Below are 19,827 nucleotides of genomic sequence, written 5' to 3' on the forward strand. Positions count from 1 at the left end.
GCGTCGTTATCGGCTTGCGCATGACGCAAGTGCCGGGCAAGGCCTTATCCCCCCAGCCTTACCCGAAGTAGAAAGGGCCGCATCCCCCCGAGTGCGGCCCTTTCGATTCCTGGATGTCGGTTCGGACTATTCGCCGGCGCGGATCTGGTCGCGGGCGATGGAGGCCAGTTCGTCCATCTTGGAGCGGATTTCGCCCTCGGACACGGTCAGGCCCGCGCCCTTGAAGTCGCCGGCGACCTTGCGGAAGACGTCTTCCTCGCCCGGCTGTTCGAAGTCGGCGCGCACCACGGCCGAGGCGTACTGGTCGGCGCTTTCGGCGTTCAGGCCCATCTTGTCGGCCGCCCACAGGCCCAGCAGCTTGTTGCGACGGGCCACCGCCTTGAATTCCTGTTCCTGATCGAGGGCGAACTTGGTCTCGAAGCCCTTTTCCCGATCGTCGAAGGTGGTCATGGCGGTCAAAAGCTCCACTCGCGGGCCGCGCCCGCCGTCGTCGCCGTCTATAGCCCGAAGGCGGATGAACGCAACCTGACTTCAACGCCGGTCCACAGGGGGGCCGAGCGGGCGGCTGCGGCGGGGTGAACGTTTGTGTCGCGGACGGTGTTCCGCTAAGGGTAGGGACGTCTAGACACCTCCCGCCCGACCGATTCCACATCCGCGCCGTCAGGACCCCGTTCCGGCCGCGCGTTTTTTGTTTTCGGCCCAGGACCCGACGATGAACGCCAAACGCAAGAAGCTGTACGAAGGCAAGGCCAAGATCCTGTACGAAGGACCCGAGCCCGGCACCCTGATCCAGTATTTCAAGGACGACGCCACCGCCTTCAACGCCCAGAAGAAGGCGACGCTGGAAGGCAAGGGCGTGATCAACAACCAGATCAGCGAATTCATCATGTCGCGCCTGAACGGCATCGGCGTGACCAACCACTTCATCAAGCGGCTGAACCTGCGCGAACAACTGATCCGCGAAGTCGAGATCATCCCGCTTGAAGTCGTGTGCCGCAACATCGTGGCCGGTTCGATGAGCCAGCGGCTGGGCATCGCCGAGGGCACGCCCCTGCCCCGCTCGATCATCGAATTCTACTACAAGAAGGACGAGCTGAACGACCCGATGGTGACCGAAGAGCACATCACGGCGTTCAACTGGGCCACCACCCAGGAATTGGACGACATCCTGGCCATGACGGTGCGGGTCAACGACTATCTGTCGGGCCTGTTCGCCGGCGTCGGCATCACCCTGGTGGACTTCAAGATCGAGTTCGGCCGGGTGTGGGAGAACGACTACAGCCGCGTTCTGCTGGCCGATGAAATCAGCCCCGACAGCTGCCGCCTGTGGGACGCCGCGACCGGCGAGAAGCTGGACAAGGACCGCTTCCGCCGCGACCTGGGCGATGTGATCGAAAGCTATACCGAAGTCGCCCGCCGTCTCGGCATCATGAAGGGCATGCCGACGGTGATCCAGGGAGGGCTGCACTGATGGCCAAGGTTCGGGTCCATGTCTTCCTGAAGCCCGGCGTGCTGGATGTTCAGGGCAAGGCCGTCGAGGGCGCACTGAACGGCCTGGGCTGGTCGGGCGCATCGAACGTGCGCGTCGGCAAGCTGATCGAGTTCGATTACGCCGGGGATGACGTCGAGGCCGAGGTCAAGCGCATGTGCGAGACCCTGCTGGCCAACACCGTGATCGAATCCTATCGGATCGAGGTTCAGTGAGCCGGATCGGCAAGCTGCTGCTGGCGCTGTTCATCCTGATCGGCTGCCTGATCTTCGCCAGCGCCCTGTATGGCGGGCTGATGGACGACCGGGCGTTTACGCCGGCGGCCAAGGAAGCGGCTCACTGAATCCGCGCCAGGATGTCGTCGCGGCGCGCCTTGATCAGATCAAGCTCCGACGATTCGCTCAGCGCCACGCGCTCGCCTGATCGGGTCTGCAGCACCAGCTTGTAGTAGGGATCACCATTCGAATCCCGTTCCTGCTCGATCAGGATGTCCCGCAGCGAGGACCGGCTCAGGGTCTCATGGCGTCGTCGCCACAGCCAGGTGCGGGTCAGTTCGATACGATCCCGGCCTATGGTCAGGCGGGTGCGCGACAGCGCCAGGGTCTGCGAGATCAGAACCAGACCAGCCATCCAGAACATCATCATGACGCCCGCCTCGACCATCGGGTCGAACTGGTCAAAGCCGCCGTCGCGGGCATACAGATAGGTGAAGACGACCAGCCCCCCGACCCACGCCCCGCCGAACACCCATCCCACGATGGGCCAGTCATTGCGGATGGTCAGGGGCGGCGTCACGCGGCAAGAATGGCGCGACACGTCGAACATCCGGTTAAGCCGGGCGTTGAACATGAACCGCCCGATGGAGACGCCCATGACCTTCACCCTGACCTCGAACGACATAACCGACGGCGGCGTGCTGCCTGACGCCCAGGTGAAGGCCAAGGGCGATACGTCGCCGCACCTGAAATGGTCGGGCGCCCCGGAAGGGACCAAGAGTTACGCCATCACCTGCTATGACCCGGACGCCCCGACCGGCTCGGGCTTCTGGCACTGGACGGTGGCCAACATTCCCGCCGACATCACCGAAATCCCGACCGGCGGCCCGGTCCCGTCCGGCGCGGTCGAGGGACGCACCGACTATGGCCCCGCCGGCTTCGGCGGCGCCGCCCCACCCCCCGGCCACGGGCCGCACCGCTACATCTTCACCGTCTTCGCCGTGGACGTGGACAAGCTGGACGTCACGCCGGACAATTCGGGCGCCGTGTTCGGCTTTAACCTGCATTTCCATACGCTGGCCAAGGCGACGATCACCGCGACCTATGAGAACACCGGCCAGGGCTGACGCCCCACGCTGACATCCGCCGCGAACCCTGCTAAACGCCCGCGGCATGAGCGCCGCCGTCATCGTCTTTCCGGGTTCCAACTGTGATCGCGACTGCAAGGTCGCCGTAGAACGCTCGACCGGCGAGCGGGTGCAGATGGTCTGGCACCAGGACACCGCCCTGCCCGACGGGCTGGACCTGATCGTCCTGCCGGGCGGTTTTTCCTATGGCGACTATCTGCGCTGCGGGGCCATGGCGGCCCAGTCGCCGGTGATGCAGGCGGTCAAGAAGGCCGCCGACGACGGCGTGGCCGTGGTCGGCATCTGCAACGGCTTCCAGATCCTGTGCGAGGCCGGGATGCTGCCGGGCGCCCTGATGCGCAACGCCGGGCTGAAATACGTCTGCAAACCCATCACCCTGGAAGTGACCAACGGCCAGACGCGCTTCACCTCGGCCTATCAGGGCAAGCGCGAGGTGGTGATGACGCAAGGCAACGGCGACGGAAACTATTTCGCCGACCCGGAGACCCTGGCCCGCATCGAGGGCGAGGGGCAGGTGGTGTTCCGCTATGTCGACAATCCCAACGGCTCGGTGGCCAATATCGCCGGCCTGCAGAACACGCGCGGAAACGTGCTGGGCATGATGCCCCACCCCGACCGGGCCTTCGAGGCGGAGCTGGGCTCGGCGGACGGCGCGGACCTGTTCCGGTCGATCTACGCGGCGGCGTGACGCGAAAAGGCCGCCGCCCCGCTCGGCGACGGCCTTCCCTCCAGCCCTGGCGGGATCAGGCCTGTGGGGCCTGACGTTCGGTTTCGTCCTGATCGGTGCGCTGTTTCTGCAGCTGGGCGCCGGCCTCCAACTGATCGGCGTCGGGCTTTTCGCCCGGTTCGCGCTGGGCGTTCAGTTCGCGCTCGCCCACGCCCAGACCCTGCTGTTCGGCCTGGTTGGCCTGGACGGCATCGGTTTCGAACTGGGGCTTTTCGTCGGGTCGGTTCTGGTCGGTCATGGCTCGCTTCCTGTGCTTGAGGGGACGCGAATCAAACCCCCGGGTCGGTCCGACGTTCCGTCGATCACGCGAGCGTGCAACTTGGCCGTGGCTGGCGCGTAGTGTCCGCGAACCGCCAGGCTTGGAGACGCCCGCATGTCCATAATCCGCCCCACCGCCGCCCAGATGACCCGGCGCCTGATCGTGCTGGCCAGCGCCCTGTTCGGCGTGCTGGTGGCCCAGGCGCAGATGCTGCTGGGCTGGGGCCAGACCCAGGCCGAATTCGCCGCCGACAGCGATGCGACGCTGAAGGTCGCCAGCTACGCCTTTTCCATCTGGGGCGTCATCTATCTGGGCCTGCTGGTCTATGCGGTGCGCCAGGCCCTGCCCCAAACGGGCGAGAGCGACATTCTGCGCCGGCTAGGCTGGCCTTCGGTCGTGGCCCTGCTGGGGATCGGCTGGTGGATCGTGGCGGCGGCGGCCGACTGGGAATGGGCCACGGTGGTGCTGATCTTCGTGTCGGCGGCGGCGCTGGTCGCGCCGCTGTTCGCCAACGCCGCGACGATCCGCGCCCTCTCGGGCCGTGAGCGAGACCGCTGGATGACGGTGCTGCCGCTCAGCCTGCTGGCCGGCTGGCTGACCATCGCGGCGCCGCTGAACCTGATCACCGTCCTGACCGGCAATGGCCAGTTGCCGGAGCTGCTGCCCCCGACCGGCTGGGCGCTGCTGGCCGGCGCCGTCGTGACGGGGCTGGGCCTGTTCGGGGCGTGGCGGATGCGGGTGCTGAGCTATCCCCTACCCATCGCCTGGGGCCTGCTGGGCGCCTTCGTGGCCGAGCAGGAACGCAATCCGGGCCTGGCCTTCCCTCTGCTGGGGCTGGCGGTCGTGACCCTGCTGGGCGGCTTGTGGTTGTCGATGGGCCTGCGTCGCGGCGTCGAACGCTAGCGAAGGCTGACAGGCGGCGGTTCAGACGCTAGAAGGCGCCCCCATGAGCGCCCCGCAAAAGACCATGGCCGAACTGGCCGCCGAATACGGCCTGGCCCCGAACGAATACCAGGTCGTCCTGGACCGACTGGGCCGAGAGCCGAACCAGGTCGAACTGGGCGTCTTCTCGGTCATGTGGTCCGAGCATTGTTCCTACAAGTCGTCCAAGATCCATCTGGGCAAATTCCCGACCAAGGGGCCGCGCGTCATCTGCGGGCCGGGCGAGAACGCCGGGGTCATCGACATCGACGACGGCGACGCCTGCATCTTCAAGATGGAGAGCCACAACCACCCCAGCTTCATCGAACCCTATCAGGGCGCGGCGACCGGCGTGGGCGGCATCATGCGCGACGTCTTCACCATGGGCGCCCGCCCGGTGGCCCTGCTGAACGCCCTGCGGTTCGGCGATGTGAACCACGAGAAGACCCGGCGGCTGGTGTCGGGCGTGGTCAGCGGCATCGGCGGCTATGGCAACTGCGTCGGCGTGCCGACCGTGGCGGGCGAGACCAATTTCCATCGCGGCTACAACGGCAACATTCTGGTCAACGCCATGTGCGTGGGCCTGGCGAAATCGGACGCCATCTTCTATTCGGCCGCCCCCTCGGCGGGCCTGTCGGTGGTCTATTTCGGCTCCAAGACCGGACGCGACGGCATCCACGGCGCCACCATGTCCTCGGCCGAGTTCGATGATGAATCGGACAGCAAGCGCCCCACGGTGCAGGTCGGCGATCCGTTCGCCGAAAAGCTGCTGATCGAGGCGACGCTGGAGCTGATGGCCTCTGGCGCCGTGGCGGCGATCCAGGACATGGGGGCCGCCGGCCTGACCTCCTCCTCGGTCGAAATGGCCGGCAAGGGCGGCGTCGGCATCGAACTGAACATGGACGCCGTGCCCCAGCGCGAAGAGGGCATGACCGCCTATGAGATGATGCTGTCGGAATCGCAGGAGCGGATGCTGGCCGTGCTGAAGCCGGGCCGCGAGGAAGACGGCTACCGCATCTTCCAGAAATGGGGGCTGGACGCCGCCGTCATCGGCGTGACCACCGACACCGGCCGCCTGGTGCTGAAGCATCATGGTGAAACCGTCTGCGACGTGCCGCTGGCGCCCCTGTTCGACGATGCGCCCCTGTACGACCGGCCGTGGGTCCAGCCCGCCTTGCAGCCCCGCCTGGACCCGGCCACGGTTCCGGCGCCCGACAGCTGGGCCGACGCGGTGCTGAACGTCGTCTGCTGTCCCGACATGGCGTCCAAGCGCTGGATCTGGGAACAGTATGATCGTCACGTCATGGCCGACACCCTGCACGACTCGGCCACCGGCGCCGATGCGGGGGTGATCCGCGTGCACGGCACGGATAAGGGGCTGGCGGTGACCAGTGACTGCACCCCCCGCTATGTCCAGAACGACCCCTATGAGGGCGGCAAACAGTGTGTGGCCGAGGCGTGGCGCAATCTGACGGCCGTGGGATCGCGGCCCATCGCCATCACCGACAACCTCAACTTCGGCAATCCGCAGCGGCCCGAGATCATGGGCCAGATCGTGCGCGCCATCGACGGCATGGCCGAAGCCTGCGGCGCCCTGGACTTCCCCGTCGTGAGCGGCAACGTCAGCCTTTATAACGAGACCAACGGCGTCGCCATTCCGCCGACCCCGACGGTGGGGGCGGTCGGCCTTCTGCCCAACTATGACGTCACGGTCGGCTTCGGCGGCATGGCCGAGGGCGATGTGCTGGTGCTGATCGGCGAGACCCACGGCGAACTGGGCGCCAGCCTTTACTTGCGCGAAGTGCTGGGCCGCGAGGACGGCGCCCCGCCGCCGGTCGACCTGAAACTGGAGCGCAAGACCGGCGACTTCGTGCGCGGACTGATCGAGGCGGGCGAACTGACCTGTGTGCACGACCTGTCGGACGGCGGTCTGATCGGGGCGGCGGCGGACATGGCCCTGGCCAGCGACTGCGGCGTCGAACTGGACGCCACCAGCGCCGCCCACGCCCACGTCCTGCTGTTCGCCGAGGACCAGGCCCGCTACCTGACGGCCGTGACCGATCCGGCCGCACTGATCGCCAAGGCGCAGGGCGCGGGGCTGCACGCGTCGGTGGTCGGGCGGGCCGTGGGCCGCGACCTTTCGTCCGGCGACCTGTTCCGCATTCCGCTGGACCACCTGCGCGAAATGCACGAGGGCTGGATGCCCAACTGGATCGAAGGAAAAGCCTGATGCGCCGCCTGATCGCCGTCCTGCCCGTTCTGGCTCTGGTCGCCGCCTGCGACGGTGGGGGCGATCCGGTGAACCAGGCCCTGCGCGACGCCTCGGCCGAGCGCCACGCCGCCACAGTCAAGGAAGGCGTCACGCCCGCGCCCGACGCCCATGCGGGCCATGGCGGCGCGGCGACCACCACCGCCGCGGACCAGGCCTTCGCCGCCTCGGAAACCGAGATGCACCGGCTGATGGCCGAAGCCTCGGGCGAGACCATCGACCAGTCCTACATCGCCAAGATGATCGCGCACCACCAGGGCGCGGTGGCGATGGCCGAAGTCGCCCTGCGCGACAGTCGCGACCCGGAAATCCGCCGCATGGCCCAGGCGGTTGTGGACGCCCAGACCCGCGAGATCGCCGAGATGCGCGCCTGGAAACCGGCCGCCAACTAGGCGTTCAGCGCGGCCGCCAGCCCAGGGTGATCAAGGCGCAGGCGACCGCCGCCCCGCCCCCGCAGACCAGGGGGATCATCGGATCGGAACCCAGGTCCGCTAGTCGATAAAACAGGGCCGTCGTGGCCATGCCGCAGACCGCCGCCACGCCGATCCAGGCCAGCCGCGTCTTCAGGCGGGTCGACAGGGCGGCCATCACGCCCCCGGTCAGCAAGGCGGGCACAAAGCCGATCATCATCCCCAGCACGGCCGCGAACGGCCACATCAGCAGGGTCACCACGGCGTTCGACCGATCGACCATCATCAGGCTGGCCGCCATGACGCTCATGACCAGGGTCGCGCCGATCAGCGGACCGATCAGGGCGAACACCGCCGCCACCGCCAGAGCGCGTCCCCATCCCTTTGTCGCCATCGTCCCCTCTCGATCCCGTCGGCCGAGCCGGGCGATCAGATCGCGGGCACGGCCTGGCTGAGGCGCCCGCCGACGCGGATCGGTTCGACCCGCACGGCCAGGCCGCTTCTGTCATCGGTCTCAACATAGACGCCGCAGATCGTCGCCGGGCCTGACGCGGGCTGATATCGGCCGCCGCTGATGCGGGTGGTGAATCGGCGCAGCGGCTCTTCCTTGTCGTTGCCGATGACGGAATCGTAGTCGCAGCAGCCCCCGGCGTCGGTCTGATAGGCGGTGCCGGCGGGCAGAATCTGGCAGTCGGCGGTCGGCACATGGGTGTGGGTGCCCACCACCAGCGAGGCCCGGCCGTCGCAGAAATGGCCCATGGCCATCTTCTCGCTGGTCGCCTCGGCATGGACATCGACGATCACGGCATCGGCCGCCAGGCCCAGCGGACAGGCCGCCAGCTCCTTTTCGACCGCGCTGAACGGGTCGTCCATCGGGTCCATATGCACCCGGCCCAGCACATTCATGACCAGGACGGTGCGCCCCGACTGAGTCTCGAACAGATTGGCCCCGGCGCCCGGCGCATCCATCAGGCGCGGATAGTTCAGCGGCCGGATCAGACGCGGCTCGCGCACGATATAGGTCAGGGCCTCGCGCTGGTCCCAGCTGTGGTTGCCCAGGGTCAGGCAGTCGGCGCCGGCCATGAACAGCTCGTTCGCCGTGCTTTCGGTGATGCCGAAGCCGCCCGCCGCGTTCTCGGCGTTGACCACCACGAAATCCAGTTTCAGGTCGCGCTTCAGCCCCGGCAGGTGGTCGCTGAGACCATCCCTGCCCGACTTGCCGACCACATCTCCGAAGAACGCCAGACGCATGAGGATTCAGACCTTTCGGCAGGCCGTATAGCCGACCTCGGTCAGAACGCCATGCAGGGGGATGTCGTGCGGCTCCATCGGCAGGCGATCGGCCTCCTGTCCGGCATAGGCCAGGCCGACGAAGGCGACGCCCGGCCGCGCCGCCAGGGTGCGGTCGTAATAGCCCCCGCCCTGGCCCAGCCGTCCGCCCTGAAGGTCAAAGGCCAAAAGGGGGCAAAGGATCAGATCCGGCCCCACCACCGTCGCCGCAGCCAGGGGCGCGGGTGATCCCGCCAGATCGGGAATAAGCGCCTGTCCCGGCGCCCAGGCGCGAAAGACCAGGGGGGCGTCCGCAACCTCGACCACCGGCAGACACAGGTCGCACGACCGTTCCATCAGGACGCGGGCCAGGATCGCCGGGTCGATCTCGGCCCCGCGCGCGCGATAGAGCGCCACGGTCAGCCGACGCCCCCGTGCGACTTCCTGCGCCCAGCCCGCCTCGCGCCCGAACAGGGCGTCCAGCAGGGCGTCGGCATGACTGGCCAGCCGGTTCGCCGCATCCGGCGACGCCTGCGCCAGCCGCTTGCGCCGCGCACGGGCCTCCGCACGAAGTTCAGATTTGGAGATCACCAACCGCCCTCCATCTGCGAGTCTCCGCGTGGCGCGGTATCGCGCATAGCGGCGCCCTCAAGCAGCGAGGCTCCGCGAGCCGAGCGGTAGGGCAAGAAACAACGCTCGCCCTCAAGCAGCGAGCGACCGCGTCGCGAGCGATAGGGCAAAAAAAGACAAGGTTGGCGGCGCCGCGAGGACCGTGGAGGACTGTTCAATCCTCTCGACCTGGATAACCAGGTGGGCGCCGTGTGCCCAGGCCCTCGAGCCCAGACAGGGACAGCTCCCTTCGAGTGAATTAAGGTCGCGAGGATAAGTCGCCTCCGACGAGAGCCGCAGCAGGACCCGCCACCGATCAAGATAGGCCCGGACCGGGGGCGGAACAATGGCGGGCTGACACGTCTCCTCCCCATCGCCGATGGGGAGGTGGATCGGCGGCGACAGCCGACGAGACGGAGGGGGCGTCTCGATCTTTGAAGCCTCAGGCGCCCCCTCCACCGCTTCGCGGTCCCCCTCCCCATGTCATGGGGAGGAGACAAGCTCACAGACTCTGGGCGATCTTCTCGATGCGTGCGGCGACGGCGTTCAGCGCCTCGGCCACGCCGGCGTCGCCGGACCCGTTGGTGATCACGGGCGTCGAACCGCCTGACGACTGGGCCGCCAGCCGCGCTTCCTGAAGTTCGTCCGCCAGGACCAGGGCCGCCATCAGGAACAGGCGGATATCCCCCACATGGCCGACGTCGCGCGACACCTGGCGCACATGGGCGTCGAACTGGCGCGCCAGGATACGGACCCGTTCCTCCTGTCCGTCGGCGCAGCCCACGGCATAGGGGCGGCCGTTGATATCGACGGTGACGGTGGCCATCAGTCCGCCTCGCTCAACAGGTCGCGCAGCTCGTTGGCGGCGCGGGCCAGGGCGTCCGACGCCTCCTGGCCCGCGGCTTCCAGCTCGGCGATGCGGGTGGCGACGGCGGGATCGTGACCGGCGAACAGGTCGTCGGCATCGACCGTGGCGGACGCGGCCGAGCGCGCCTTCAGGTCCAGCACCCGGCGCTCCAGCGCGGCCAGGGCGCGGTCGATCCTGTTTTTCGCGGCGGTCGTGGCGTCGGCCATCGGGTCGCTTCCTCCAGAATCCGTATAGAACCCGCCCGCGCGCCGGGGTAAAGCGGCGCGCCCTCCAATTTTTTCCGTCCCCGACCAAAGGTCCCGCCATGACCAAAGCCCCCGCCACACCCGAAAAGGCCACGCCGAAGCAGATGGCCGACGCAATCCGCGTGCTGGCGATGGACGGGGTCGAGAAGGCCAACAGCGGTCACCCGGGCATGCCCATGGGCATGGCGGACGTGGCGACGGTGCTGTTTTCCAAATTCCTGAAGTTCGACGCCAGCCGCCCCGACTGGGCCGACCGCGACCGGTTCATCCTGTCGGCGGGCCACGGCTCGATGCTGATCTACGCCCTGCTGCACCTGACCGGCTACAAGGCCGCGACTAAGGAGCAACTGTCGAACTTCCGCCAGTGGGGGTCCAAGACCGCCGGCCACCCGGAATACGGCCACATGCCGGGCGTCGAGACGACCACCGGCCCCCTGGGTCAGGGCCTGGCCAACGCCGTCGGCTTCGCCATGGCCGAGCGCCATCTGGCCGCCCATTTCGGTTCGGATCTGTGCGACCACCGCACCTGGGTCATCGCGGGCGATGGTTGCCTGATGGAAGGCGTGTCGCAGGAGGCGATCACCCTGGCCGGGCGTTATCAGCTGAACCGCCTGACCGTGCTGTGGGACGATAACGCCATCACCATCGACGGCGCCGTCGGCCTGTCGGACGCCACCGACCAGAAGATGCGCTTCAAAGCCGCCGGCTGGGCCGTCAAGGCCATCGACGGCCACGACATGAAGGCCATCAAGTCGGCCCTGCAATGGGCGACCAAACAGGACAAGCCGACCCTGATCGCCTGCAAGACCAAGATCGGCCGCGGCGCCGCGACGATGGAAGGCAGCCACAAGACCCATGGCGCGGCCCTGGGCGCCGCCGAGATCGCGGCCACCCGCCTGGGCCTGTCGTGGGATCACGACCCGTTCGAAATCCCCGAGGCCATCGAAAAGGCCTGGCGCAAGGTCGGTCGCCGGGGCGCCAAAGATCGCAAGGCCTGGGAGGCGCGCCTGGCCGCCTCTTCGCTGGCCCCCGACTTCGCCCGCGCCATGAAGGGCGACCTGCCCGCCGACGCCTTCGACAAGCTGGACGCCAAGATCGCCGAACTGGTCGAAACCAAACCGGCCCAGGCCACGCGCCAGGCGTCGGGCGCGGCGCTGGAGACTGTGTTCGAGGCCATCCCCGAACTGATCGGCGGCTCGGCCGATCTGACCGGCTCGAACAATACCTTCGTCAAGGGCACGGAGATTTTCGACGCGCCGGATTATGAAGGCCGCTACGTCAACTGGGGCATCCGCGAACACGGCATGGCGGCGGCCATGAACGGCATGGCCCTGCACGGCGGGGTCATTCCCTATGGCGGCACCTTCATGGTGTTTTCGGACTACAGCCGCCCGTCGATCCGTCTGGCGGCCCTGATGGGGGTACGGGCGATCCACGTCCTGACCCACGACAGCATCGGCCTGGGTGAAGACGGCCCGACGCACCAGCCGGTCGAGCATCTGGCCGCCCTGCGCGCCATTCCCAACCTGCTGGTCTTCCGCCCGGCCGACACGGTCGAGGCCATGGAGTGCTGGAAGCTGGCGCTGGAGCACAAGACCACGCCGTCGGCCATGGCCCTGTCGCGCCAGAAGACGGCGGCGGTGCGCACCACGGCGGCGAGCGAGAATCTGTCGGCCCGCGGCGCCTATGAGCTGAAGGCCGCATCGGGCGAAGCGAAAGCCACCCTGTTCGCCACCGGCACCGAGGTTCCCATCGCCCTGGAGGCCGCCGAAATGCTGGACGCCGAAGGCACGCCGACCCGCGTCGTCTCGGTCCCCTGTTTCGAACTGTTCGAGCAGCAGGACGCCAAATACCAAGCCGCCGTCATCGGTCGGGGCACGGTGCGCGTCGCCGTCGAGGCCGCGATCAAACAGGGCTGGGAGCGGTTCATCGGCGAGGACGGCGGCTTCGTCGGCATGACGGGCTTCGGCGCCAGCGCCCCGGCCGACATCCTGTACCGCGAGTTCGGCATCACCGCCGAGGCCGTGGTCGCGGCGGTCAAGGCGCGGCTCTGAGACACGACCCTCTCCCCTTGTGGGAGAGGGAGATCGCGCACGGCGGCGTCAGCCGTCGTCCTGGCGCGGTCGGGTGAGGGGTTGCACGGACCCCGTCGTTGAGGGCGGCGCGACCCCTCATCCGGCCCTCCGGGCCACCTTCTCCCGCAAGGGGGAGAAGGGTCGCGGGAGACAGGTGATGAAGCCCATCGTCATGCTTTTAGGGGCCGCTTTGATGTCGCCCCTGGTGGCGCCCGTCGCGGCCCAGACGGCCGAACCGGCCGTAGCGGCGACACCCGCGCCGGTCGGCCAGACCTTCACCCTCCCCTCGCCGATCATGGAGGGAAATCGGGAAATCAATGTCCTCTTGCCCGACGACTATGAGAACGGGGATCGCCGCTACCCCGTCGTCTATATGCTGGACGGTGGCCAGGCTCAGGACTTCCCGACCTATGCCGCCCTGGTCCGTGACGCGATCCGCGCCGGAGACATGCAGCCTGTCATCGTGGTCGGGGTGGCGTCGCAGGATCGGCAGAACGAACTGACCGAAAGGGCGACGGACCGTCGGATCATCGCCCAATGGCCCAACCACGGACAATCCGACCGGTTCCGCCGTTTCCTGACCGACGAGGTCAAGCCGTGGGTCCAGGGCCGCTATCGCACCAATGGCGACGATGTCGTGCTGGGCGAGTCGGCGGCGGCCCTGTTCATCGTCGAAACCTTCCTGGAGCAGCCGGCCCTGTTCGACCGCTACCTGGCCATCAGCCCCAGTCTATGGTGGGATCGTGAAGCCCTGTCGAAGCGTGCGGCCAGTCTGTTGGCGGCCCATCCGCCCGGGGAACGCCAGCTTCTGCTGACCATTGGCGATGAAGGGGGGCAGATGCAGGCCGGTCTGGACCGCGTGATTGTCGCCCTGCGCCGTACACCGCCCAATGGCCTGAACTGGCGCTATGAACCGCGGCATGACCTGACCCATTCCACCATCTATCGCGCCATGGCCCCGGCCTTCCTGCGTGAAGCCTTGCCGCCTGTGAAGGATTGATCATGACCCGTCTCGGCACTCCCCTGTCCGACACCGCGACCCGCGTCATGCTTCTGGGCGCCGGCGAACTGGGCAAGGAGGTGGCCATCGAGCTGCAACGGCTGGGCGCCGAGGTGATCGCGGTCGATCGCTACGCCAACGCTCCGGCCATGCAGGTGGCGCACCGCAGCCACGTCATTCCCATGACCGACCCCCAGGTGCTGAACGGCATCATCCTGGTCGAGGCGCCGCACATCATCGTGCCCGAGATCGAGGCCATCGCCACTGAGGTTCTGGCGGGGATCGAGGCGGCCGGGCTGGCCACCGTCATCCCCACGGCGCGCGCGACCCAGTTGACCATGAACCGCGAGGGCATCCGCCGCCTGGCGGCCGAGGATCTGGGCCTGCCGACCAGCCCCTACGCCTTCGTCGGCTCGGCCGCCGAACTGGCCGAGGCGGCGCATCGCATCGGCCTGCCCGTCTTCGTCAAGCCGGTGATGTCGTCGTCGGGCAAGGGCCAGTCGATGATCCAGGCCCTGGAAGACGCCGCCAACGCTTGGGCCTATGCCCAGTCCGGCGGCCGGGTCGAAACCACGCGGGTGATCGTGGAAGGCCGCATCGATTTCGACTTCGAGATCACCCTGCTAACCGTGCGGTCTATGCGGGACGGCGCCGTGGTGACCGACTTCTGCGACCCCATCGGCCACCGTCAGGAAAGCGGCGACTATGTCGAAAGCTGGCAGCCCCAGCCGATGACCCCCGTCGCCTTGGCCCGCGCCCAGGAGATCGCGGGCAAGGTCACGGACGCCCTGGGCGGCGTGGGCGTCTTCGGCGTCGAGCTGTTCGTGAAGGGAGATCAGGTCTGGTTCTCGGAGGTGTCTCCGCGCCCGCACGACACCGGCCTGGTCACCCTGGCCAGCCAGACTATGAGCGAATTCGCCCTGCACGCCCGCGCCATCCTGGGCCTGCCGGTGGATGTGACGCGCCGCGACGTGGCGGCCAGCGCCGTCATCTATGGGGGGATCGAGGCCCAGGGCGTGGCGTTCGAGGGCGTGGCCCAGGCCCTGTCGGTGCCGACCGCTGACCTGCGCCTGTTCGGCAAGCCGGAAAGCTTCGAGCGCCGCCGCATGGGCGTGGCCACGGCACGCGGCCACACCATCGACCAGGCCCGCGAACGGGCGCGCGAAGCGGCGGGCCGTGTCCGCGTCGTCGCCGATTAAGCGGCGGGCGTCGCCAACAGAGCGGCGGCCGCGGCCTCGATCACCGCGTCACGCGCGCGACGCAGTTCGTCGGCGGTCACATCGACCTCATGGTCCGGCGTGACGCCCTGGCCTTCCAGCACCTGCCCCTGACCCGAACGGAAGGCGCGAATGCCGATGCTCAGTTCGCCGCCATCGGGCAGGACCAGTTGGCGCGAAGCGATCACGGCGCCACGAGACTTGGCGCCGAACACCCAGCCCCGCCCCGTCTCCTGCATCGTCGCAGCGAACACCTCGGCGCCGCTGGCCGACGCGCCGGAGATCAGCACCGCCACCGGACCCGCATAGCCCTGTCGCCAGGGTCGGGTGCGATAGGGCCAACGCGGCATGTAGCCGTTCTGGACATAGGCATAGGGCTGAGGCTCGGCGAAGAAGGGCGACAGGGCCGCGCCGACCGCCGCCAGCAGCCCGCCGCCATTGTCCCGCAGATCGACGATCAGGCCCGGCGGCGGATCGGCCGCGATCTCGCGCATCCGTTCCGTCAGCCAGGTGCGGCTGGCGGGCGTGAAATAGTCGAAGGTCAGAACGACCACCCCATCGTCGCGCCTGTGCATCTCGCCCGGCCGAGGGGGCAGGTCCACTTCAGGCAGCATCAGGGTGTGCACCTGATCGTCCGCGTCGGTGAAGACCACCTCGTGTTCGGGCCGCCGCTCGGACGCCATGGCCGGGGTGACCGGCTCGCCATCGATACGGTCCAGTCGCCAGCCCACCTGAACCTGTCCGGCCGCCGGTGCGTCGGATCGGACATGGGTGACGATGAACTGGCCATCGACCACGCGCATGCTGAAACCCATCAGCGGCCGCGCCTCGCGTCGTTCTCTCAGGCGCTGGCGATACTGCGTCGGGGTGACGGCGCGGGTGTGGGCGTCGCCCAGCAGCGTCAGCGTCTCATTCAGGGCGCGATAGAGTCCGGCCTCGTCGGTTTGGGCCACCGCACGCTCTCGCCGGGCGGCGGCTTCGCCGCGCCAGTCGATCCCGCCGAAATCGCGACGATAGAAACGGCGCGACACCCAGTCGACCGCCGCATCATAGGTGCGTGCATTCAGGGCGGCGCGCTCGGCCGAGCCATCCGAAACCTCGACGACCGGGGGTACGGTCCGGTCGTTGGCATAGGGCAGAGTCTGGCATGCCGACAAAGCCAGCAGAAGACACAGGGGCGCCAAAAACCGGCGAAGCAAAGCGCGCGACATGTCCTTTCTAGACCATGCCCCCGACAGGATTGCCAGCATCGGGCGGACGGTCCTCACCCCAGGGCGATGTCCAGGAACATCATCCCCACCAGGCCGATCATCAGGCCGATCATCGAGCGTTCGTCGCGCGCCTCGGCCCGGGTCTGGGGAATGATCTCGGCGGTGACCACATAGATCATGGCGCCCGCCGAAAGGCCCAACCCCCAGGGCAGCAGCGACGGCGACAGGGCCACCAGCCCCGACCCGACCACACCGCCGACCGGCTCGACCAGGCCCGAAGCCAGGGCCGCGGCGAAGGCGGTCCAGCGCCCGTACCCCAGGGTTCCCATGGCGGCCGCCACCGCCAGGCCCTCCGGCATGTTCTGGATGCCGATGCCCAGCGCCGTGGACAGTCCCTGCCCCATGTCTCCGCCGCCGAAGGCGAAGCCCACCGCCGCGCCTTCGGGAAAATTGTGCAAGGTGATGGCGAAGACGAACAGCCATATCCGCCGCGCCAGATCGCGCGACCCCGCCGGCCCGATGGCCAGCATGTCTACCGGCGCGAACCGGTTCAGAACCCCTATCGCAGCCGCGCCCAGCAGAACCGCCGCGGCCATGACGCCCGCCGCCATCGCCCGGCTCGCCCCATGATCCTCCAGCACCCCGACGCCGGGTATGATCAGCGAGAAGAAGGACGCCGCCAGCATCACCCCCGCCGCGAACCCCAGCAGGATCGATTCCATCTGGCGCGACGGCGTCTTCAGAAACAACAGCGGCAGCGCGCCCACGGCTGTCATCAGGCCCGCGGCCAGGCTTCCCAGGGTTCCGGCCGCGACCGGCGAAAGGCTTTCCAGCATGACGCCTGTGTGCGGCCTGACGCCGATGACCGCAAGGCGCTTTCGCTGATGCGCGCCGGACCTTAAGAACAGGCCGTGACCGACGCCCCCTTCCCTTCCACAATGCCCAGCGCGGCGTCGGCTCTGGCCGATGCACGGCGCATCGTGGTCAAGATCGGCTCGGCCCTGCTGATCCAGGGCCAGGCGCGGGGCGTGGCCCGTGACTGGCTGGCGGCCCTGGCCGTCGACATCGCCGCCTTGCGAGCACCGGGGCGTCAGGTGATCGTGGTGTCCTCCGGCGCTGTGGCCCTGGGGCGCGGTCGCCTGGGCGCCACGGGCAAGGGGCTGGACGACAAACAGGCCGCCGCCGCCGTGGGGCAATCCCTGCTGATGCACGCCTGGGAAGACGCCCTGGCCCCGCACGGCCTGATCGCGGCCCAGTTGCTGCTGACGCGCGACGACACCGAACGGCGCCGCCGCTGGCTGAACGCGCGCGCCACGGTCGAGGCCCTTCTGGGGCATGGCGTCGTGCCGGTGGTCAATGAGAACGACACCGTGGCGACCGAGGAAATCCGCTACGGCGACAACGACCGGCTGGCGGCGCGCGCGGCCCAGTTGGCGCGGGCGGACCTGCTGGTTCTGCTGTCCGATATCGACGGCCTCTATACGGCCGATCCCCGACGCGATCCGGCCGCACGCCATCTGCCCTGGGTCGAAAGCCTGGGGCCTGACATTCTGGCGATGGCGGGCGGCGCCAACGCCGGTTCTGGCGTCGGCACGGGCGGCATGGCGACCAAGCTGGCGGCGGCCCAGATCGCGCGCTCGGCGGGATGCGCCACCGTCATCGCTTCAGGCCTGACGCCGCATCCGCTTCAGGCCGTAGTCGAGGGCGCGCGGGCCACCCTGATCTCCGCTCCGTCAGGGCCGATGCAGGCCTACAAACAATGGATCGCCGGCAGTCTGGCGCCGGCCGGAACCCTGGTGCTGGACGCAGGGGCGGCCCAGGCCCTGACCGGCGGCAAGAGCCTGCTGCCCAGTGGCGTCATCGAAATTCGGGGGGCGTTTGACAAGGGGGACTGCGTGCGCCTGACCGGCCCCGACGGCGCGTCCCTGGGCGTCGGTCTGGCGGCCTATCCGGCCGAGGACATGGCCCGCATTCGCGGCCGACGCAGCGACGAGATCGAGGCGATCCTGGGCTATCGTGGCCCTGCCGCCGTGGTTCACCGCGACGACATGGTGCTGGAGGTCGGATGAGCGCGCTGCACACAGACATGCTGGCCATCGGCCGCCGCGCCCGCAGCGCCGCGCAGGCCCTGGCCCAGACGACGGCCCAGGCGCGCACCCATGCCCTGACCTTGCTGGCGGACGCCCTGCTTCAAGCCCAGGCGGTCATTCTTCAGGCCAACGCCCGTGATGTCGAAGCCGCCCGGGCGGCCGGCCTGTCCGAAGCGCTGATCGACAGGCTGGCGCTGACGCCCGATCGCGTGGCGGCGATAGCCCAGGCCGTTCGGGTCATCGCCGGCGTTCCCGACCCCCTGGGCGCCGAACTGGCGCGATGGACCCCCGCCAACGGCCTGGACATCGCCCGCGTCCGCACCCCCATCGGCGTGCTGGGCGTCATCTACGAAAGCCGGCCGAACGTCACCGCGGACGCAGCGGCCCTGTGTATCCGGTCGGGAAACGCCGCCATCCTGCGCTGCGGCTCGGACTGTCTGCAGTCGTCCCTGGCCATCGCCGAGGCGGTTCGCATCGCGCTTATTGGGGCCGACCTGCCTGCCGACGCCATCCAGCTGATCGCCACGCCCGACCGCGACGCCGTGGGTCATCTGCTGTCGGGCCTGGAGGGGACGGTTGATCTGCTGATCCCGCGCGGCGGCAAGAGCCTGGTCGCCCGCGTGCAGAGCGAAGCCAGGGCGCCCGTGCTGGGCCACTTGGAAGGCCTGTGCCACACCTATCTGCATCACACCGCCGATCTGGACGTCGCCCGGCGCGTGACCCTGAACGCCAAGATGCGCCGGGTCTCGGTCTGCGGCGCGACCGAGACCCTGCTGGTGGATCGCGCGGGCGCCGAACGACTATTGCCCCAGGTCGCCGCCGATCTGATGGCCGCAGGATGCGAATTGCGCGGCGACGACGCTGCACGCGCCCTGGTCCCCGACATGGCCGAGGCGACCCAGGCGGATTGGACCACCGAATACCTGGCCCCCATACTGTCGGTGCGGATCGTCGAAGACCTGGACGACGCCGTGGATCACATCCGCCGTTACGGCTCTGGCCACACCGAGGCGATCATCACGATGGACGAAACGGCCGCGCAACGGTTCACCGACGCCGTCGACAGCGCCATCGTCCTGGTCAACGCCTCGACCCAGTTCGCCGACGGCGGCGAGTTCGGCTTTGGGGGCGAGATCGGCATTTCCACCTCCCGCCTCCATGCGCGCGGCCCGGTCGGGGCCGAACAACTGACGACCTACAAATATGTGGTCCGGGGCCAGGGTCAGACACGCCCCTAGGTCCGTCTTGTTTCGATACGGACAATCTGCTACAGAGTCTGCGACTGAAAATCCGTGGCCCGCCGGCCACGATTCGACGCGGTGTGACGATCCGCCTCTGGTCAAGTCGGCAACGGATCACCAAGTCTTCGGTTGAGGGGTGAGGGATCGGTGCACATTCCGTGGCCGAAACCGCTGGACCCGCTCGGTATCGGTCGGAGGGACCACTTTTATGGCTGCCAATTCCACCTATGCGGTGATGTCGCCTGAACAGGGACTGTCACGCTATCTCACTGAAATCCGTAAATTTCCGATGCTCAGCAAGGACGAAGAGTTCATGCTGGCCAAGCGCTGGAGCGAGCATCAGGACCCTGAGGCCGCCCACCGTCTCGTCACGTCGCACCTGCGCCTGGTGGCCAAGATCGCCATGGGTTATCGCGGCTATGGCCTGCCGATCGGCGAAGTGATTTCCGAAGGCAACGTCGGCCTGATGCAGGCCGTCAAGAAATTCGACCCCGACAAGGGATTCCGCCTGGCGACCTACGCCATGTGGTGGATCCGCGCCTCGATCCAGGAATACATCCTGCG

General features: G+C 68.2%; 24 protein-coding genes, 1 other RNA gene and 1 pseudogene. 14 read left to right on the top strand and 12 right to left on the bottom strand.

Translation table 11 applies throughout. The annotated features are described in order from the left end of the window. Positions 1-126: 126 nt before the first annotated feature. Positions 127-450 (bottom strand): DUF1476 domain-containing protein, encoded by a 324-nt coding sequence (locus Q0581_RS01430; protein WP_298696785.1) that lies wholly within the window; start codon positions 448-450, stop codon positions 127-129. Between the two features lie 262 nt (positions 451-712). Between Q0581_RS01430 and purC the strand changes: the two genes are divergently transcribed. From purC to Q0581_RS01445, 3 genes are read left to right on the top strand one after another with little or no spacing between them, the layout of a single operon-like run. After that, positions 713-1,471, top strand: coding sequence for a phosphoribosylaminoimidazolesuccinocarboxamide synthase (gene purC / locus Q0581_RS01435; protein WP_298696787.1), 759 nt, complete (start codon positions 713-715; stop codon positions 1,469-1,471). Continuing rightward, complete coding sequence (gene purS / locus Q0581_RS01440) at positions 1,471-1,704, top strand: phosphoribosylformylglycinamidine synthase subunit PurS (RefSeq protein ID WP_298696791.1); 234 nt, start codon at positions 1,471-1,473, stop codon at positions 1,702-1,704. The genes purC and purS overlap by 1 nt, the downstream gene beginning before the upstream one ends. Next, complete coding sequence (locus Q0581_RS01445; RefSeq protein ID WP_298696794.1) at positions 1,701-1,832, top strand: hypothetical protein; 132 nt, start codon at positions 1,701-1,703, stop codon at positions 1,830-1,832. Before purS ends, Q0581_RS01445 begins: the two co-directional genes overlap by 4 nt. Here the strand turns inward: Q0581_RS01445 and Q0581_RS01450 are convergent. Continuing rightward, complete coding sequence (locus Q0581_RS01450) at positions 1,826-2,362, bottom strand: hypothetical protein (protein ID WP_298696797.1); 537 nt, start codon at positions 2,360-2,362, stop codon at positions 1,826-1,828. The two genes, Q0581_RS01445 and Q0581_RS01450, sit on opposite strands and share 7 nt — an antisense overlap. Between Q0581_RS01450 and Q0581_RS01455 the strand changes: the two genes are divergently transcribed. Further along, positions 2,361-2,831, top strand: a complete 471-nt coding sequence (locus Q0581_RS01455) for a YbhB/YbcL family Raf kinase inhibitor-like protein (protein WP_298696800.1) — start codon at positions 2,361-2,363, stop codon at positions 2,829-2,831. The two genes, Q0581_RS01450 and Q0581_RS01455, sit on opposite strands and share 2 nt — an antisense overlap. Positions 2,832-2,877: 46 nt before the next feature. Then, positions 2,878-3,540, top strand: coding sequence for a phosphoribosylformylglycinamidine synthase subunit PurQ (purQ, locus tag Q0581_RS01460; protein ID WP_298696803.1), 663 nt, complete (start codon positions 2,878-2,880; stop codon positions 3,538-3,540). A 55-nt stretch (positions 3,541-3,595) separates the two neighbouring features. Here the strand turns inward: purQ and Q0581_RS01465 are convergent, their stop codons facing one another. Beyond that, the gene (locus tag Q0581_RS01465) at positions 3,596-3,817 is read right to left on the bottom strand and encodes a hypothetical protein (RefSeq protein WP_298696805.1); all 222 of its coding nucleotides are present in this window, start codon (positions 3,815-3,817) and stop codon (positions 3,596-3,598) included. A gap of 135 nt (positions 3,818-3,952) precedes the next feature. Between Q0581_RS01465 and Q0581_RS01470 the strand changes: the two genes are divergently transcribed. Genes Q0581_RS01470 through Q0581_RS01480 form a run of 3 tightly spaced genes read left to right on the top strand, consistent with a single transcriptional unit; the run spans position 3,953 to position 7,420 of the window. Beyond that, entirely contained in the window at positions 3,953-4,741 is a 789-nt protein-coding gene (locus Q0581_RS01470; RefSeq protein WP_298696808.1) for a hypothetical protein, read from the top strand. Between the two features lie 43 nt (positions 4,742-4,784). Then, on the top strand, positions 4,785-6,989 hold the full coding sequence (gene purL / locus Q0581_RS01475) for a phosphoribosylformylglycinamidine synthase subunit PurL (protein ID WP_298696810.1): 2,205 nt from the start codon (positions 4,785-4,787) through the stop codon (positions 6,987-6,989). Next, positions 6,989-7,420, top strand: a complete 432-nt coding sequence (locus Q0581_RS01480; protein WP_298696813.1) for a DUF305 domain-containing protein — start codon at positions 6,989-6,991, stop codon at positions 7,418-7,420. The genes purL and Q0581_RS01480 overlap by 1 nt, the downstream gene beginning before the upstream one ends. 4 nt (positions 7,421-7,424) lie before the next feature. Here the strand turns inward: Q0581_RS01480 and Q0581_RS01485 are convergent, their stop codons facing one another. From Q0581_RS01485 to Q0581_RS01515, 7 genes and pseudogenes are all read right to left on the bottom strand, one after another. Further along, positions 7,425-7,832 carry a hypothetical protein gene (locus Q0581_RS01485; RefSeq protein WP_298696815.1) on the bottom strand — a complete coding sequence of 136 codons (408 nt, stop codon included), beginning with the start codon at positions 7,830-7,832 and terminating at the stop codon, positions 7,425-7,427. A gap of 35 nt (positions 7,833-7,867) precedes the next feature. Further along, complete coding sequence (locus Q0581_RS01490) at positions 7,868-8,689, bottom strand: TIGR00282 family metallophosphoesterase (protein ID WP_298696818.1); 822 nt, start codon at positions 8,687-8,689, stop codon at positions 7,868-7,870. 6 nt (positions 8,690-8,695) lie between these two features. Next, the gene (locus Q0581_RS01495; protein WP_298696820.1) at positions 8,696-9,298 is read right to left on the bottom strand and encodes a 5-formyltetrahydrofolate cyclo-ligase; all 603 of its coding nucleotides are present in this window, start codon (positions 9,296-9,298) and stop codon (positions 8,696-8,698) included. Positions 9,299-9,461: 163 nt separating this feature from the next. Next, a non-coding RNA gene (gene ssrS / locus Q0581_RS01500) (6S RNA) lies at positions 9,462-9,622 on the bottom strand. A 96-nt stretch (positions 9,623-9,718) separates the two neighbouring features. Continuing rightward, positions 9,719-9,796: pseudogene (locus Q0581_RS01505) on the bottom strand (hypothetical protein); the annotation flags it as partial. Positions 9,797-9,818: 22 nt separating this feature from the next. Beyond that, complete coding sequence (zapA, locus tag Q0581_RS01510; protein WP_298696822.1) at positions 9,819-10,142, bottom strand: cell division protein ZapA; 324 nt, start codon at positions 10,140-10,142, stop codon at positions 9,819-9,821. Then, a complete protein-coding gene (locus tag Q0581_RS01515; RefSeq protein ID WP_298696824.1) occupies positions 10,142-10,390 on the bottom strand; it encodes a hypothetical protein in 249 nt (82 codons plus the stop codon). Before Q0581_RS01515 ends, zapA begins: the two co-directional genes overlap by 1 nt. A 143-nt stretch (positions 10,391-10,533) precedes the next feature. Here Q0581_RS01515 and tkt point away from each other — a divergent pair, with 143 nt between their 5' ends. The 3 genes from tkt to purT all read left to right on the top strand — a co-directional run bounded on the left by tkt (position 10,534) and on the right by purT (position 14,703). Then, the gene (tkt, locus tag Q0581_RS01520; RefSeq protein WP_298696846.1) at positions 10,534-12,483 is read left to right on the top strand and encodes a transketolase; all 1,950 of its coding nucleotides are present in this window, start codon (positions 10,534-10,536) and stop codon (positions 12,481-12,483) included. A gap of 214 nt (positions 12,484-12,697) precedes the next feature. Continuing rightward, positions 12,698-13,504, top strand: coding sequence for an alpha/beta hydrolase-fold protein (locus Q0581_RS01525; protein WP_298696827.1), 807 nt, complete (start codon positions 12,698-12,700; stop codon positions 13,502-13,504). Positions 13,505-13,506: 2 nt separating this feature from the next. Next, positions 13,507-14,703, top strand: coding sequence for a formate-dependent phosphoribosylglycinamide formyltransferase (purT, locus tag Q0581_RS01530; RefSeq protein ID WP_298696830.1), 1,197 nt, complete (start codon positions 13,507-13,509; stop codon positions 14,701-14,703). Here purT and Q0581_RS01535 read toward each other — a convergent pair. Both Q0581_RS01535 and Q0581_RS01540 read right to left on the bottom strand, forming a co-directional pair. Continuing rightward, on the bottom strand, positions 14,700-15,932 hold the full coding sequence (locus Q0581_RS01535) for a S41 family peptidase (protein WP_298696833.1): 1,233 nt from the start codon (positions 15,930-15,932) through the stop codon (positions 14,700-14,702). The genes purT and Q0581_RS01535 overlap by 4 nt on opposite strands. Positions 15,933-15,985: 53 nt before the next feature. Then, positions 15,986-16,768 (bottom strand): ZIP family metal transporter, encoded by a 783-nt coding sequence (locus tag Q0581_RS01540; protein WP_298696836.1) that lies wholly within the window; start codon positions 16,766-16,768, stop codon positions 15,986-15,988. Between the two features lie 102 nt (positions 16,769-16,870). Between Q0581_RS01540 and proB the strand changes: the two genes are divergently transcribed. The 3 genes from proB to Q0581_RS01555 all read left to right on the top strand — a co-directional run. Beyond that, entirely contained in the window at positions 16,871-18,001 is a 1,131-nt protein-coding gene (gene proB / locus Q0581_RS01545) for a glutamate 5-kinase (RefSeq protein WP_298696849.1), read from the top strand. Further along, positions 17,998-19,260: a glutamate-5-semialdehyde dehydrogenase gene (locus tag Q0581_RS01550; protein WP_298696838.1), complete on the top strand. Its 1,263-nt coding sequence runs from the start codon at positions 17,998-18,000 to the stop codon at positions 19,258-19,260. Before proB ends, Q0581_RS01550 begins: the two co-directional genes overlap by 4 nt. A 211-nt stretch (positions 19,261-19,471) precedes the next feature. Further along, positions 19,472-19,827, top strand: a 356-nt coding sequence (locus Q0581_RS01555) for a sigma-70 family RNA polymerase sigma factor (protein WP_298696840.1), incomplete at its 3' end; no start/stop codon positions are given.

This window comes from uncultured Brevundimonas sp. (assembly GCF_937863155.1).
Lineage (GTDB): Bacteria > Pseudomonadota > Alphaproteobacteria > Caulobacterales > Caulobacteraceae > Brevundimonas.

Coding starts and splice junctions, on each gene's coding strand:
- Q0581_RS01430 (WP_298696785.1), bottom strand. CDS start 450: ATGACCACCTTCGACGATCGGGAAAAGGGCTTCGAGACCAAGTTCGCC.
- purC (WP_298696787.1), top strand. CDS start 713: ATGAACGCCAAACGCAAGAAGCTGTACGAAGGCAAGGCCAAGATCCTG.
- purS (WP_298696791.1), top strand. CDS start 1,471: ATGGCCAAGGTTCGGGTCCATGTCTTCCTGAAGCCCGGCGTGCTGGAT.
- Q0581_RS01455 (WP_298696800.1), top strand. CDS start 2,361: ATGACCTTCACCCTGACCTCGAACGACATAACCGACGGCGGCGTGCTG.
- Q0581_RS01450 (WP_298696797.1), bottom strand. CDS start 2,362: ATGGGCGTCTCCATCGGGCGGTTCATGTTCAACGCCCGGCTTAACCGG.
- purQ (WP_298696803.1), top strand. CDS start 2,878: ATGAGCGCCGCCGTCATCGTCTTTCCGGGTTCCAACTGTGATCGCGAC.
- Q0581_RS01465 (WP_298696805.1), bottom strand. CDS start 3,817: ATGACCGACCAGAACCGACCCGACGAAAAGCCCCAGTTCGAAACCGAT.
- Q0581_RS01470 (WP_298696808.1), top strand. CDS start 3,953: ATGTCCATAATCCGCCCCACCGCCGCCCAGATGACCCGGCGCCTGATC.
- purL (WP_298696810.1), top strand. CDS start 4,785: ATGAGCGCCCCGCAAAAGACCATGGCCGAACTGGCCGCCGAATACGGC.
- Q0581_RS01480 (WP_298696813.1), top strand. CDS start 6,989: ATGCGCCGCCTGATCGCCGTCCTGCCCGTTCTGGCTCTGGTCGCCGCC.
- Q0581_RS01485 (WP_298696815.1), bottom strand. CDS start 7,832: ATGGCGACAAAGGGATGGGGACGCGCTCTGGCGGTGGCGGCGGTGTTC.
- Q0581_RS01490 (WP_298696818.1), bottom strand. CDS start 8,689: ATGCGTCTGGCGTTCTTCGGAGATGTGGTCGGCAAGTCGGGCAGGGAT.
- zapA (WP_298696822.1), bottom strand. CDS start 10,142: ATGGCCACCGTCACCGTCGATATCAACGGCCGCCCCTATGCCGTGGGC.
- Q0581_RS01515 (WP_298696824.1), bottom strand. CDS start 10,390: ATGGCCGACGCCACGACCGCCGCGAAAAACAGGATCGACCGCGCCCTG.
- tkt (WP_298696846.1), top strand. CDS start 10,534: ATGGCCGACGCAATCCGCGTGCTGGCGATGGACGGGGTCGAGAAGGCC.
- Q0581_RS01525 (WP_298696827.1), top strand. CDS start 12,698: ATGTCGCCCCTGGTGGCGCCCGTCGCGGCCCAGACGGCCGAACCGGCC.
- purT (WP_298696830.1), top strand. CDS start 13,507: ATGACCCGTCTCGGCACTCCCCTGTCCGACACCGCGACCCGCGTCATG.
- Q0581_RS01535 (WP_298696833.1), bottom strand. CDS start 15,932: ATGTCGCGCGCTTTGCTTCGCCGGTTTTTGGCGCCCCTGTGTCTTCTG.
- Q0581_RS01540 (WP_298696836.1), bottom strand. CDS start 16,768: ATGCTGGAAAGCCTTTCGCCGGTCGCGGCCGGAACCCTGGGAAGCCTG.
- proB (WP_298696849.1), top strand. CDS start 16,871: ATGCCCAGCGCGGCGTCGGCTCTGGCCGATGCACGGCGCATCGTGGTC.
- Q0581_RS01550 (WP_298696838.1), top strand. CDS start 17,998: ATGAGCGCGCTGCACACAGACATGCTGGCCATCGGCCGCCGCGCCCGC.